The following is a 14277-nucleotide window of genomic DNA, read 5'->3' on the forward strand; positions in this document are numbered from 1 at the left end:
GGCCGAAGCCGAAAGCGGGACACGTCAATCAACCTACCGAAGCCCACCGACAAAACCCGGAGACCCTCATCCGCGACTGTTCCGCGTTTCCTCCCCGCCCTGAAGGACAGGGCATCCACGCTGCAGGTGCTTGGTGACCGGGTCTATCCCGAAGGCATCGCCGCCGGCCCGCACACCGGCGATTCCTACACTGGATCAGCCAGACCAGCCATATCCGCCCGATCTTTCCGCAGTACTACGGGGACCCCACCTCGACATCGAGGATGTGCCCGGCCCGAACACGTCCCCTGGATCGACCCGACCCATCCGGCCTGACGAACGGCCCGGTGTCAGCGGCCTCACCGCTCAGAAATCCTCCGCCACGTCGTCAGTTCTGGTAGCCCCTCGCCACCCGCGGAAGGATTGACGACCATGACCGACGCCAGACTGCTAGGCGACGACGAGGCCGCGTTCATCGCGGCGGCCCGCTCAAATGACGCAGCACAGTTCGCGCTCATCACGGAGCGCTACCGGCGTGAGCTGCAGGTGCACTGCTACCGGATGCTCGCGAACTACGAGGACGCCCAGGACATGACGCAGGAGACGTTCCTGCGGGCGTGGAACAAGCGGGAGTCGTTCAAGGGCCACTCTGCGCCGCGGACCTGGCTGTACCGGATCGCGACGAACGCCTGCCTCGACTTCCTGGAGAAGCGCAACGACCGCACACCCGTGCCTGCCGAGCTGCCGGGCGCGGACTCGGAAGTGAGCTACCTGCAGCCCTACCCGGACCGGATGCTCCCGGAGGACCCGCAGGAATCGGTGGTGGCGCGGGAGACGATCGAGCTGGCGTTCATCGTCACCGTCCAGCACCTGCCGCCGCGGCAGCGGGCGGTGTTCATCCTGCGCGACGTCCTCGGCTGGCCGGCGTCGAAGGCCGCCGGCGCCCTCGAGCTGACCGTCGCATCGGTGACCAGCGCACTGCAGCGGGCGCGCGTGACGATGCGCGAGCAGCTGCCCGGCCGCCGCCTCGACTGGCGGAGCCCTGCCACGCACGAGCTGTCGGATGACGAGCGCGGCGTGGTGAAGTCGTATATGGACGCCCATGAGCGCAACGACCTCGACGGGCTGATGGCCCTGCTGCGCGACGACCTGCGCTTCGCGATGCTGCCCGAGCCGGGCACCTTGATCGTCACGGCCAAGGACGCGGTGGACGGCTGGGTCTCCGGTGGGCTCTTCCAGCGCGGCTACGACGACTGGCGCTGCATCGCCACGACGGTCAACCGCATGCCGGCCGCCGTGCTGTACCTCCGCACCCCCGGCGACCCGGAATACCGTTTGTTCACCATCGCGGTCCTGCACATCGTCGACGGGAAGATCGCCGAGCTCACCGGATTCGACGCCACCGACAAACCATGGCTGAGCCTGCCCGCGACGCTGTGATCGGACGAGTCCCCATCGTCGACGAGTCCAGCGCGCGGGCCGCCGTCACCGAAGTCACCGCGGAATGAGCACCCCGACCAGCTGGACACCAACGCGACAACTCGAACACCACCGCCCCGCCGGCGTTGCCGGCGGGGCATCCGAAGAACATCGTCATGATCGACGACGCCGTCGTCCTCATCTTCGGCGAGTCGGTCAACAGCTCACTCGGAACGGGAGGAAGGGCCGGGAAAAGGTTCCCTCATCGCCGAGGGTCACGGTGAGCACGCCAGGAAGGATTTCGACCCGGCCTCACGAGACGAGCATTTGGCCCGTGCTCATCGCCTCGTCTCGTATCGGGTCAGCACCACGCCGCCGGGAAACGTCCGCGTCTCCACCAGGTTCAGGTTCACCCAGTTGTCCAGGGCGGTGAAGAACGGCGTGCCGCCGCCCACCAGGACCGGATGGGTGACGATCACGTACTCGTCGATCAGCCCGGCCCGCATGGCCGCCGCGGCGAGTGTGGCGCCGCCGATGTCCATGGGGCCGCCGTCGTCGGCCTTGAGCCTGGTGATCTCGGTGACCGCGTCGCCGGTGACCAGACGGGTGTTCCAGTCGACCGTGCCGGTCGTAGAGGAGAACACCACCTTCGGCATGTCCCGCCAGCGGCCGGCGAACTCGATCACCGCCGGTGTGGCACCCGGCTGCTTGTCGGCGGTCGGCCAGTGGGAGCTCATCGCCTCCCATAGCTTGCGCCCGTACAGCGCCAGGTCCGTCGCGTCCACCCGGTCGGACCACCACTGGAACAGCTCGTCGCTCGGCGATGAGTCCGGCCCCTCCCCCCCACTCCAGCCGAGGTCGTCGCCGGTCGCGGCGATGTAGCCGTCCAGGGTCGCGTTCATGCCGAAGATCAGTTTCCGCATCGTGCCAGCCTCTCGTGAGTCGATATCACACATACAGACGGGCGCGGCGCGGAAACCTGATCGGTGCGCGATCTGCGTCCGCAGGTAGTCCTCGCGTTCCGGACTCAGCACGGCGTACTCGGCGGGCTCGAGCATCACCGACCGGATCTCGATGTCACCCTCGCAAACGCCTGGTCACACGGCTACAGCGCCGGGCCCTCTCACCGCGCCGGAGGCCGAAGTCGCGCACCGTTCGGTCCGGCGGGACCGCGTAGCCGCGGCGGGTGTTCGCCACCGCGATCGTGAGTGGGAGCCGGAAGAGCTGATCGGCGCGTGGACGCTGCTGGATGCCGACTGGGTGTTGGTGGCCGGCAAGACCGGCGCGACGAGGCTGGGATTCAGCTTGATGCCGAAGTTTGGGGTCGAGGAACAACGGGACAGTCATTTCCCCCGAAGGTGCGGAACCGGCGGTTTCCATGGTGCCGTCGATCGACGCCGGTCGAGGGCCGTGGCCGCCTGGTCCGGGGCTCTCAGGCGGACCTGTCGCGGCGCTCGGGTCCGCGATCGGGGTGGCGGCGCGGCACCAGCGTCGGGTTGACGTTGCCGAGCACGGTGTCGCGGTCGATCACGACGCGGGCCACGTCCTCGCGGCCCGGTACCTCGTACATCACGTTGAGCAGGATCTCCTCGAGGATCGCGCGGGTCGCGCGGGCGCCGGTGCGCCGCAGCAGCGCCTGGTCGGCGATCGCGCCGACGGCCTCCTCGGTGAACTCCAGCTCGACGCCGTCCATCTCGAAGAGCCTGCGGTACTGCTTGATCAGGGCGTTGCGCGGTTCGGTGAGGATCCGCACCAGCGCCGTACGGTCCAGCGGCTGGAAGGTCGCCACCACCGGAAGCCGGCCGACCAGCTCGGGGATCAGCCCGAACCTCAGCAGGTCCTCGGGCATGACCTGGGCGAGGACGTCCCGCTCTCGCCCGGCCCGGATCGGGGCGCCGAATCCGGCGCCGCCGTGGCCGGTCCTGGACTCGATGATCTGCTCCAGGCCGGAGAACGCGCCGCCGACGATGAACAGCACGTTGGTGGTGTCGATCTGGATGAACTCCTGCTGCGGGTGCTTGCGGCCGCCCTGCGGCGGCACGCTCGCGGTCGTGCCCTCCAGGATCTTCAGCAGGGCCTGCTGCACGCCCTCGCCCGAGACGTCGCGGGTGATCGACGGGTTCTCGCCCCTGCGGCCGATCTTGTCGATCTCGTCGATGTAGACGATGCCGGTCTCGGCCCTCCTGACGTCGTGGTCGGCGGCCTGGATCAGCTTGAGCAGGATGTTCTCGACGTCCTCGCCCACGTAGCCCGCCTCCGTCAGGGCGGTGGCGTCGGCGATCGCGAACGGGACGTCGAGCATCCGGGCGAGCGTCTGGACGAGGTGGGTCTTGCCGCATCCGGTCGGGCCGACCAGCAGGATGTTGGACTTGCCCAGCTCGACCGGCTCCCCGCCCGGGGCCTGCCGCGCCTGCGCGCGCACGCGCTTGTAGTGGTTGTAGACCGCCACCGCGAGGGATCTCTTGGCGCTCTCCTGCCCGACGACGTACTGCCCGAGGAAGTCGTGGATCTCCCGCGGCTTCGGCGGCTTCCCGAGCCCGCTTCCGGGAGAGCCGGGGGTTTCCCCGAACTCCTCCTCGATGAGCTCGTTGCACAGCTCGACACACTCGTCACAGATGTAGACGCCGCCGGGACCCGCGATGAGCCGCATGACCTGCTTCTGGCTCTTCCCGCAGAACGTGCATCTCAGCAGGTCGCCGCGTTCACCGGTGCGTGCCATGGGAAAACGTCTCCTCGACGGGTCGTACGGGCGGGTGGGGCCGGAGCGTTCAGAGGGTCACCAGCAGCGACGCCAGGCGCCAGGTGCCCGGGTCGGGCGCGCGTCCCGCGTTCTCCGGGGCGAGGGCCAGGCCGGGAAAACGGCGCAGCAGCGCCATGAGCGCGACCTCGGTCTGCACGCGGGCCAGCGAGGCCCCGAGGCAGAAATGCGGTCCGTGGGCGAATCCGAGGTGTCCCGCCGTGCCGGTGGCCCGGCCCAGGTCGAGCAGGTCGGGATCGGCGAACGCGCGCGGGTCGCGGTTGGCGGCGGCGATCGCGGCGGTCACGGGCTCGCCCTTGCGCACCAGCGTTCCGTGGAGCTCGACGTCCTCGCGCGCGTAGCGGGGAATCGACAGCAGCGTCGGGCCGCACCAGCGCGTCAGCTCCTCGACGGCGCGCGGCATGAGCCCGGCGTCCTGGCGCAGCGCGGCGAGGTGGCCGGGGTGGGTGAGCAGGACCTCCACGGCGTTGGCGATGAGGTTCGTGGGTGTCTGCCCCGCCATGACCAGGTGCCAGACCATGGTGACCAGCTCGGTGTCGCTGAGCCGGTCGCCGTCGTCGGCCTGGGCGCGGATGAGGTCCGACAGCAGGTCGTCGCCGGGTTCGGCGCGCCGGCGCGCGACCGCCGCTTTGGCGCCCTCCATGATGCCCGGGATGGCCTCGGCGAACCTCTGGCCGCCGCCTCCCACGACGGTGGCGCCGTACTCGCGCCAGCGCGGGCGGTCGGCGCCGGGGATGCCGACCAGCTCGCAGATGACGTCCATCGGCAGCGGCCGGGCGAAGTGCCCGAGCAGGTCCACCACGCCGTGCTCGTCCTGCTCGGCCACGCCGGGCAGGCCGTCGAGCAGGGCGTCGACGATGGGCTCGATCCGCGGCCGGAACTCGGCGGCGCGGCGCGCGCTGAACGCCGGCGACACCAGCCGGCGCAGCCGCAGGTGCTCGGGCCCGTCCATCTCGCTCATGGTCCGCATGTAGGGCAGGCAGTCCTCGGGCACGTCGGGCCGCATGAAGCTGGCGGCGTTGATCTCGAAGCGCGGATCGCTCAGCATCGTCCTGACGTCCTCGTACCGGGTGAGGGCCAGCATCGGGCCGAAGCCCGGGGCCACCAGCCGCGCCAGCGGCGAGATCTCCCTGGCGCGCCCGTACGCGGCGAAGGGGTCGCGCAGCACCTCGGCGTCGGTGAGGTGGATCTCGGGGACCTCGGGGACCTCGGGGACCTCGGGGACGCCGTTCACGTCCTGGCCGGCAGCGGTCATGGGTCCTCCTGGGTTTCAAATGATGTAAACAGATGATCCTGTCATCTGAGTGGTCACGGTATCTTGGATCGGAATCAACGGCAACGCGGTGACGAGGAGGACGATGAGCCGGCTCAGCAGGGCGCAGTTGCAGGAGCGCAACCGCGCCAGGGTGCTGGCCGCGGCCGCGGAGGAGTTCGCCGAGCGCGGCTTCCGCGACGCGAAGATCGACGCCATCGCCGAGCGCGCCGAGCTCACTCGCGGCGCGGTCTACTCCAACTTCCCCGGCAAGCGGGCCCTGTACTTCACGGTCCTGGCCGACCTCGCCGGGCGTGCCCCCGAGCCGCCGAACCCGGAGCCGAGCCTCACCCCCCGCGAGGCGCTCGGCGCGCTCGCCCGCGCCTGGCTGGCCCGGCTTCCCCTGACCACCGACGAGCGGCACGGCCTGGCCAGGATCGGCGTGGACCTGATGCCCGAGATCCTCGCCGACGAGCAAACCCGGCGGCCGTTCGCGCAGCTGACGAAGCTGAACGCGATCCTGCTCGGGCTCGCCCTGGAGCGCCTGCGCCCGCCCGTCACCCCCGACGGCCGCCTGATGCGCGTGGCCGAGGCCACGCTCACGACCCTGCACGGCGCGAGCCAGCTGGCCGCCGCCGCCCCCGGCTTCACCGATCCCTTCACCATCGTCGGCGCCTGCGAGCGGCTCGCCGGCCTCGACCTCGACGACAGGTGGCCGTCCACGCCGTGGATCCCGCGGGCCCGTCCCGCCGACGAGGCGTGGTCCCCGCCACCGGCGGTGGACGCGGTACGCGGCGAGCCCGCGCGGCTCACCGGCGACGGCGGCGACGGCGTGGTGGCGATCCTCGGGCTGCACCGGCTCGAGGCCGCCGAGGAGGCGGTACGGGCCGCACCGGCGGGTGCCGCGATCACCGCCGTCCTGGTCACCGGCGACCCCGGGGAGCTGGCACCGCTGGCACGGCTGGTCGTCGCCGACTTCTGCGGCTGCCTGCGCCAGGCGTTCCCGCCCTCGGCGTGGCCGCGCCTGCAGGTGGTGTTCGACGACTCGGGCGCCCTGGCCGCGGCGGCCGGTGTCCTGGCCGTCAGCGACGCGACCGAGGCCGCCGTCCGCGTCGAGGCGGGCCGGATCGTCGTGCGCGCCGACGGCCGCGGCGCGTGCCACACGGCCGCCTCGACGCCGCGCGAGGCCGTGGCGGGCGACGGCGGGCGATCCGCGCCGGCGCGGACCTCGACACCGGCCCCGGGACGATGAGGCCGCCGGCGCGCCCGCCGGAGATCTTCGGGCCCCCGGCCAGGGGATTCGCCAGCTGACGCATCATGTACGGTCATCTGTGACCTTTTCTCCCCCTTCCTCCTTCCGGCGAGGCTGATGCCCTCCCTCGACGTCGTCCAGTGGGTCATCCTGCTGGCCGCCCTGTTCCTGGTGGGCTTCTCCAAGACCGGCGTCTCCGGTACCGGGACGGTGGCGATCGCCCTGTTCGCGCTCGTGCTGCCGACGAAGGAGTCCACCGGCACGCTGCTGCCGCTCCTGCTCGTCGGCGACCTGGTCGCCGTGGCCTCCTACCGGCGCCACGCCGACTGGCCGAGGCTGATCAGGCTGTTCCCGTGGGTCGCCCTGGGCGTGGTCGCCGGGGCCGTGGTGGTGCGCTGGGTCGACGACGCGCAGATGAGACGGCTCATCGGGGCGATCCTGCTGGTGATCATCGCCGTTCACCTGTGGAACCGGCGCCGGGCGCCGGAGGACTCGCTCGCCCACCGCCGCCCGGTGGCCGCCCTCGCGGGCGTCTTCGCCGGCTTCGCCACCATGACGGCGAACGCGGCCGGCCCCATCATGGCCGTCTACCTCCTGGCGGCGGGCCTGCCGATGCTGGGCTTCCTGGGCACCAGCGCCTGGTTCTTCCTGACGATCAACGCCTTCAAGGTGCCGTTCAGCGTCGCGCTGGGCCTCATCACCCCCACCTCCCTCGTCTTCGCCGCGCTGGGCGCCCCGGCGGTCCTCGCCGGAGCCGCGACCGGGCGCGCCGTCATCGGCCGCATCGACCGCACGCTCTTCGAACGGATCACGCTGGGCCTCACGCTGCTCGCCGCGGTACGCCTGCTGCTGTGACGTCCCGCCCCGGTCACCCCTTCGGGATCGACGGTGGCGGGAGCCAGGCCCCGGGTCCGGCGCAGGAGCGCCCGCGTGCCCGCCGGAGGCATCCATATCATTTCCGACAAAAGGGTTGGTTCTACTCCGATAAGATCTTCGCTCGCGTTTGTAGAAAACGAAATCCGTGCACCATGTGATGTTTTCGTTTACCTCCTTCGGCAAGTATTCGCGGCGACGAAAGGAGAACCGATGTTACGAGGACTTACCACCGTCAGATTTCACGCCGCCGACCTGGCCGCGGCCAAGGAGTGGTACACCGAATTGCTCGGTGTCGAGCCGTACTTCGACAAGCCCGGATATATCGAGTTCCGGTTCGGCGACTACCAGCACGAGCTGGGCCTGCTCGACAGCGATTACGCGCGGGAACTCGCCGGCGACGCGGAGACCGGCCCGGCCGGCGTCGTCACCTACTGGCACGTCGACGACGTGCCCGCCTCCCTCGACCGGCTGCTGTCCATGGGCGCCAAGGAGCACGAGCCGCCCCGGGAGTTCGGCGAGGGATTCGTCGGCGCCTCGGTGATCGACCCCTTCGGGAACATCCTCGGCATCATGTACAACCGCCACTATCTGGATGTCCTCCACTCGATCGAGAAGACCTGACCTCCGGCCGGTCCCCCTCGGGCGGAGGGTTCAGCGGTGGGCACCCAGTGCGGTGATCACCCAGTCGAAGGCGGGGATGACCGAGGGGGACGGCTCGCGGCCGTTGAGGACGCCCAGCAGCTCCCAGTAGCGCTCCACCTGTGCGTCGGCGAGCATCCTGAGCCGATCGCGCAGCCCGGCGCGCTCGGCGGGCGGCAGCCGGGGCCCGATGATGCGGCCCAGGACGCGCCAGCCCTCGGCCGACTCCGGCGTGACCCCGTCGGCCAGCGCCCGGCCCGCCCTCTCCAGCACCAGCCGTCGCAGGTCGAGCCCGGCGTCGATCCGGGCGACGGCCGCCGCGTCGTACAGGCGGTACCCGCCGTCGGAACGGCCGGTGGGCGGCACCACGCCGCTGTCGGACCAGAAGCGGATCGTGTGCACCGGCAGGCCGGTACGACGAGCGAGCCGGCCGATCGTGTAGAACTCCGCGCTGTCACTCACGAGACGAATCCGCACCCTCGAGTCACCTGAGAGTCAAGCCGCGGGCACGACGGAGGCGACGGGAGGGCCGCGCACCGGTCCCTTGAGGGACACCCGCCTTCGCGGGGCGGGAGCGTGAGGCGACCGGCGCGGGTCGCCTCGCTCCCCCGCCCACACCGATCCCGGCGGCCCCCGCCACGCCGGGGCGGTGAGTCACGCCGGACGGCGGGTCACCGCGGGCCGGTCGTCCGGCGCGAGAGCAGGTCCCGAAGGGCCCTGGCGACCTCGGCGGGGGCCTCCTCCGCCATGAAGTGGCCGAAGGTGACGGGGATGTGCCGCAGATCGGACGCCCAGGCGCTCCACAGCGCCGCCGCATCGAAGCCGAGGGCGGCCCCCCAGTCCTGCTGGAGCACGGTGACCGGCATCCGCAGCCGGTTGCCCGCGTCCCGGTCGGCCAGGTCGTGGGCGACGTCGACACCGGCGGAGGCGCGGTAGTCGGCCACGATCGAGGGCACCGCCGCGCGGCAGGCCTCCAGGTAGGCGGCGCGGACGTCGGCGGGGATCGCCCGCGGGTCCTTGGCCCAGATGTCCAGGAAGTACCCGAAGAAGGCGTCGGAACTGGCGGCGATCATCTGTTCGGGCAGGCCCGGAGGCTGGGCCATCAGGTACAGGTGGAAGCCGACGGCGGCGGTGGTGCCGTGCATCACCTCCCACATGTCCAGCGTGGGCAGCACGTCGAGGCTGGCCAGGTGGGTGATCGTCCCGGGATGGTCGAGACCGGCGCGGATGGCGACCAGGGCTCCCCGGTCGTGCCCGGCCAGCGCGAAGCGCTCATGCCCCAGCGCGCGGGCCAGGGCGACGACGTCGGCGGCCATGGTCCGCTTGGCGTAGGCGGTGCCGTCGGTCTCGGCGGGTTTGTCGCTGGCGCCGTAGCCGCGCAGGTCGGGGCAGATCACGGTGTGGTCGGCCGCCAGGTCGGCGGCGACGTGCCGCCACATCAGGTGGGTCTGGGGGAAACCGTGCAGCAGCACGATCGGAGTGCCCGTCCCCCCGACGGCGGCGTTCAGGGACACGCCGTCGGCGACGGGGACGCGCCGGTAGTCGAATCCGGTGATGGCAGGCGCCATGGTCGCGCTCTTTTCCGTAGGTGGTTGGACGCCTTCAGCCTGCCGGGCGTGAATGAGCATCCGGTCAGCGCGCTACCGTGGCCAGGGGGAATGCCCCGGGAAGGGACGGGTCAAGGGGTGCGGGTCACGTTCGGGGTGCTGGGGCCGGTGACGGCCTGGGACGGTACCGCAGGCGTGATCGCCCTCAAGGGGCCCCGGCACCGCGAGGTGCTGGCCCGGCTGATCATCGCCCGCCGTCGCGTCGTCCCGGTCACCGGCCTGGTCGAGGACCTGTGGGACGATCCGCCTCCCGGCGCGGTGGGCGCGGTGCGCACCTTCGTGGCCGCGCTGCGCCGCGCGCTGGAGCCCGGGCGCCCGCCCCGGACCCCGGCCCGGCTGCTGGTCACCGAGGGGCCGGGGTACGCGCTGCGCGCCGAGCCGGGCGCGGTGGACGCCTGGCGCTTCGAACGCGCGGTGTCGGCCGCCGCGACGCTGCCGCCCCAGGACGGGCTCGCCCGGCTGGCCGAGGCGCTGGGGTGGTGGCGCGGGCCCGCCTACGCCGAGTTCGCCGACCGGACCTGGGCCCGCACGGAACGCGCCCGCCTGGCCGAGGTGCGGCTGCAGGCCGTCGAGCGCCAGGCCGAGATCCGGCTGGCCCTCGGCCTGGCCGCCGAGGCGGTGCCGGACCTGGACGCGCACGTGACCGAGCACCCCTGGCGCGAGGACGCCTGGCGGCTGCTGGCGCTCGCGCTGTACCGCGCCGGCCGCCAGGGCGACGCGCTCGCCGTGCTGCGCCGGGCACGAACGACGCTGGTCCAGCAGCTGGGAGTGGATCCGGGCCCGCCCCTCCGCCGCCTGGAGACCGACATCCTCCACCACGCCGACCACCTCGACCTCGCGTCCGGGCCTGGCGGGGCGGCGGCCCGGGTGTGGGCGCAGACCGCCGCCGTCTACGACCGCACCGTGACCTCCGGTCCCCGCGCCCGGCTGGAGTCGGCGGTGGGCCTGCTGCGCAGCCTCGCGGTGACCGGAGGCGCCGGGCTGGAGGCGGCTCGCCGGCACCGCCTGGCGGCCATCGCCGCCGCCGAGGAACTGGACGACGTGGAACTGACCGCCCGGGTGATCGGCGCCTACGACGTCCCGGCGATCTGGACCCGTTCGGACGACCCCGAACAGGCGGCGCGTGTCGTGGCGGCGTCCGAACGTGCCCTGGCCGGCATCCCGCCCGGCGCGCACGAGGCGGCGCGGGCCGGCCTGCTGGCCACGATCGCCGTGGAGTCGCGCGGCACCCGCTCGGCGCGCGGGCCCCAGGCCGCCCGCGAGGCCGAGGAGATCGCCCGCCGCCTGGACGATCCCGCGCTGCTGGCGTTCGCCCTCAACGGCGTGTTCATGCAGACCTTCCACCGTACGGGCCTGGCTCCGCGCAGGGACGAGATCGGCGCCGAGCTGGTCGCCCTGTCCACCCGGCACGATCTGGTGGCCTTCCGGATTCTCGGGCATCTCATCCGCGTCCAGGCCCGTGGCGCGCTCGCCGACTTCACCGAGGCCGACCGGCACGCGGCCGCCGCGGACCGGCTGGCCGAGCGCCACGAGCGGCCGCTGGTGGGCGTGTTCACCCGGTGGTACCGGGCACTGCGGCTCGCCGCGGCCGAGCGGGCACCCGAGACCGAGATCGCGGCGGCCTACCGGGACGCCGCCGCGCGGCTGGACGGCGCCGGCATGCCCGGCCTGGAGGGCGGCCTGCTGCCGCTCGCGCTGCTGTGCCTGCGCCTGCGGCACGCGTCGCCCGCCCCCGCCGACGAGCACACCGGCGAGTGCGCCGGCGGGGTCACCGACTGGGGCCCCTACGAGCCATGGACCCGCCCCCTGGTGCTGCTGTCCCAGGACCGTCCCGCCGAGGCCGCCGAGGCGCTGCGCGACGTCCCCGACCCGCCCCGCGACCTGATGTCCGAGGCCCTGTGGTGCCTCGTCGCGCGGGCCGCGATCGCCGTCGGCGACCGGGAGACGATGGAACGCGCGCGCGAAGAGCTCGCCCCGGCCGCGGCGGAGCTGGCCGGGGCGGGCAGCGGCCTGCTCACCCTGGGGCCGGTCTCCCGGCACCTCGGCGACCTCGCCGGCGCCCTCGCCCGCCACGACGCCACGGCCCGCTCCAGGCGGACGCGGTGACCCGGCCCGGCCTTGTGGAACCGCGGCACCCGCGGCGCGGTGGCCGGCCGGGCGACGTTCGGCGAGATTGGCCTAGGCTGGGCCCGTGACACCCAATGTCGAGCGGGGGACGGCGTTGCGCGCGGACGCCGCGCGCAACCGCGCCCGGGTGTTGCAGGTCGCCAGGGAGCAGCTGGCCGCGGGTGACGACTCGCTCATGCTGAACACCATCGCCCGGCTCGCGGGAGTGGGCGTCGGGACCGTGTACCGGCATTTCCCCAACCGGCACGCGTTGCTGGAAGCACTGCTGGCGGAAAGCTTCCAGCAGCTGGTCCGTGAGGCGCAGGCCGCGGCGGCCGACGAGGATTCGCTCGCGGGCCTGCACCGCCTCCTGCGTTTCGCTCTCGGACGCGCGCTGGACGATGCCGGGTTCGCGGCGGTGCTCGGATCCGCCAGCGACGCCGATGCCCGGACCTCGGCGATGAAGGCCGAGCTTGACCGTGCCGTCACGGAGCTGCTCGACCGCGCTCGCCTCGCGGGGGCCATTCGCCACGGCATCGAGGCGGACGACGTCCGCCGCCTGCTCTGCGGCGTCGAGCACGCGGTCCGCTCCGGTGGCGACGACGCCAGGCACGCGGAGCTCTACCTCGACGTTCTCCTCGAGGGTCTGCGCCCTCCGCGTTGACGACGGTCTGAAATTTCCGGCCCAGAGGTTGGGGTGCCGTTGACCAACGTGTCATAGGCCGCCAAACCTCGAAGATCCCTAGCCTGACCTTCTGTAGTGCCGAAGAGCGCGGCGCGGATCTATGGGAACGGAACGTCCGCCGCTTGGCATGGACGAACTCATCGAGCACTGGACTGTGCTGAGCGATGAGGCCGGTCTGGTCAGTGCGAAGCAGGAAGGCGCTCGTCTGGCCTTCGCGCTGTTGCTGAGACCTGGCTCATCATTTCATTGCCGCCCACGCCCAACTCCAGCCCCATTCGCCGATTCACGGTAACCGCCGCCCACGCGCTCACCGTTCCAAGGACATCTCCACGTTCTACCGTTCATGATGCTGAGCCCCCTACCTAACCAACTGATGGGAGCCCGCGAACGCTTCAGTCACCATGACTGATTCGGCCGGAGCCGCCGACCCATACGGTCATGACCAGCCAACTGGTCACGGGAGGAACACCGCGCAGGCGACCGTGCCGCAGCCTGCGGGGACGGTCGTCAGCGGGCGGGTCGAGGCATTCGACGATGACTGGACCATCGACAAGGCCACGATCGGCGATGGCCGTCATCGTCACGCCGGACAAGTTCGGCCTCGTCCCGCTTCCTCATGATCAGCTGTGCAAACAATCCAACGATCAAGATCGTCTCCCCAGGAGCCACTCACGAAGAAGTCACCGCGCGCTGCCTTGGTGGGCGTCACCACTCTCCTCGGCCTGCTCGCCTCCGCCACGGCGGCCAGCGCACACGTGGAGTACGACAAGAGCCGCCTATACCAGTCCGGCTCTCTCCGTGTGGACGGCCGCTCCGAGATCTCCCACGGTAGCGGGGGCGGCTACAGCCGCTCCGACACATGGGCCCGGCAGCGCACCTGGGCACCCCACGTCGGCTGGATCCGGTGCGGCATCAAGAAATACCGGCCCAAGGGCTACATCGCCAACCAGTCTTCCTCGTCTCAGCAGGCGGTCGAGGCAGCCTTTCGAAGGTGAGATCGGCGTGTCACATCACATTTCGCGGCGCCTCCCCGTCGTATCAATCGAGATCGACCAGAAAGGAAACCAATCGTGGAACCCGTGAACGTCGCGATCATCTACTACAGCGCCACCGGCACCGTGCACGCCTTGGCGCGGGCCGTCGCCGAGGGCGCTGAGAAGGCCGGCGCGCAGGTGCGGCTGCGGAAGGTCGCCGAACTGGCGCCGCCGGAGGCGATCGGAGCCAGGCCAGAGTGGGCCCAGCATCTGAAGGACACCGCTGATGTGGCCGAGGCCGGCCATGAGGACCTGGAGTGGGCTGATGCGGTGCTGTTCGGTACCCCAACCCGCTTCGGCAACCCGGCCAGCCCGCTCAGGGCTTTCATCGAAACCACGGGTCCGCTGTGGTTTCAGGGCAAACTCGCAGGCAAGGTGTACTCGGCCTTCACCGCCTCCAACACCGCCCACGGCGGGCAGGAATCCACCATCCTGGCGCTGGGAAACACCTTCTACCACTGGGGCGGCGTCATCGTGCCTCCCGGCTACACCGACCCCGTCCAGTTCCAGTCGGGCAACCCCTACGGCACCTCCCACGTGGCCGGCACCGGGGCGCCCACCGAGGTGATCTTGGAGGCCGCCCGCCACCAGGCCCGCCGCGTCGTCCACATTGCGGCCACGCTCAAGGCCGGCCGTACGGCCTCCGGGGAGGATTAGTGCAGAAATTAGC

At 71.5% G+C, this 14277-nt stretch carries 13 protein-coding genes; 8 read left to right on the forward strand and 5 right to left on the reverse strand.

Annotated elements, in window-relative coordinates:
- Positions 1 to 411 precede the first annotated feature (411 nt).
- Positions 412 to 1419 carry an RNA polymerase subunit sigma-70 gene (locus ACVCAG_RS44000; RefSeq protein WP_447191564.1) on the forward strand — a complete coding sequence of 336 codons (1008 nt, stop codon included), beginning with the start codon at positions 412 to 414 and terminating at the stop codon, positions 1417 to 1419.
- 317 nt (positions 1420 to 1736) lie between these two features.
- Here ACVCAG_RS44000 and ACVCAG_RS44005 read toward each other — a convergent pair whose 3' ends face one another.
- The 3 genes from ACVCAG_RS44005 to ACVCAG_RS44015 form a co-directional block, all read right to left on the reverse strand.
- Positions 1737 to 2321 carry a dihydrofolate reductase family protein gene (locus tag ACVCAG_RS44005; protein WP_440089574.1) on the reverse strand — a complete coding sequence of 195 codons (585 nt, stop codon included), beginning with the start codon at positions 2319 to 2321 and terminating at the stop codon, positions 1737 to 1739.
- A 509-nt stretch (positions 2322 to 2830) separates the two neighbouring features.
- Positions 2831 to 4117 carry an ATP-dependent Clp protease ATP-binding subunit ClpX gene (gene clpX, locus ACVCAG_RS44010; protein WP_440089576.1) on the reverse strand — a complete coding sequence of 429 codons (1287 nt, stop codon included), beginning with the start codon at positions 4115 to 4117 and terminating at the stop codon, positions 2831 to 2833.
- A gap of 49 nt (positions 4118 to 4166) precedes the next feature.
- The gene (locus tag ACVCAG_RS44015) at positions 4167 to 5411 is read right to left on the reverse strand and encodes a cytochrome P450 (RefSeq protein WP_440089579.1); all 1245 of its coding nucleotides are present in this window, start codon (positions 5409 to 5411) and stop codon (positions 4167 to 4169) included.
- 103 nt (positions 5412 to 5514) lie between these two features.
- Here ACVCAG_RS44015 and ACVCAG_RS44020 point away from each other — a divergent pair, with 103 nt between their 5' ends.
- From ACVCAG_RS44020 to ACVCAG_RS44030, 3 genes are all read left to right on the forward strand, one after another.
- A complete protein-coding gene (locus ACVCAG_RS44020; protein ID WP_440089581.1) occupies positions 5515 to 6660 on the forward strand; it encodes a TetR family transcriptional regulator in 1146 nt (381 codons plus the stop codon).
- Positions 6661 to 6777: 117 nt separating this feature from the next.
- Entirely contained in the window at positions 6778 to 7515 is a 738-nt protein-coding gene (locus ACVCAG_RS44025) for a TSUP family transporter (RefSeq protein WP_440066792.1), read from the forward strand.
- 231 nt (positions 7516 to 7746) lie between these two features.
- Positions 7747 to 8157, forward strand: coding sequence for a VOC family protein (locus ACVCAG_RS44030; RefSeq protein WP_440089582.1), 411 nt, complete (start codon positions 7747 to 7749; stop codon positions 8155 to 8157).
- A gap of 30 nt (positions 8158 to 8187) precedes the next feature.
- Here ACVCAG_RS44030 and ACVCAG_RS44035 read toward each other — a convergent pair whose 3' ends face one another.
- Positions 8188 to 8637: a MerR family transcriptional regulator gene (locus tag ACVCAG_RS44035; protein ID WP_440089584.1), complete on the reverse strand. Its 450-nt coding sequence runs from the start codon at positions 8635 to 8637 to the stop codon at positions 8188 to 8190.
- A gap of 209 nt (positions 8638 to 8846) precedes the next feature.
- Entirely contained in the window at positions 8847 to 9743 is an 897-nt protein-coding gene (locus ACVCAG_RS44040; RefSeq protein WP_440089586.1) for an alpha/beta fold hydrolase, read from the reverse strand.
- A gap of 117 nt (positions 9744 to 9860) precedes the next feature.
- Between ACVCAG_RS44040 and ACVCAG_RS44045 the strand changes: the two genes are divergently transcribed.
- From ACVCAG_RS44045 to wrbA, 4 genes are all read left to right on the forward strand, one after another.
- On the forward strand, positions 9861 to 11888 hold the full coding sequence (locus ACVCAG_RS44045; protein WP_440089588.1) for a BTAD domain-containing putative transcriptional regulator: 2028 nt from the start codon (positions 9861 to 9863) through the stop codon (positions 11886 to 11888).
- Between the two features lie 85 nt (positions 11889 to 11973).
- Entirely contained in the window at positions 11974 to 12552 is a 579-nt protein-coding gene (locus ACVCAG_RS44050) for an SbtR family transcriptional regulator (protein WP_440089589.1), read from the forward strand.
- Between the two features lie 719 nt (positions 12553 to 13271).
- Positions 13272 to 13568, forward strand: a complete 297-nt coding sequence (locus ACVCAG_RS44055) for a hypothetical protein (protein ID WP_440089590.1) — start codon at positions 13272 to 13274, stop codon at positions 13566 to 13568.
- Between the two features lie 75 nt (positions 13569 to 13643).
- Positions 13644 to 14264, forward strand: coding sequence for an NAD(P)H:quinone oxidoreductase (gene wrbA / locus ACVCAG_RS44060; RefSeq protein ID WP_440089591.1), 621 nt, complete (start codon positions 13644 to 13646; stop codon positions 14262 to 14264).
- Positions 14265 to 14277: the final 13 nt, after the last annotated feature.

This window comes from Streptosporangium sp. G12 (assembly GCF_052983175.1).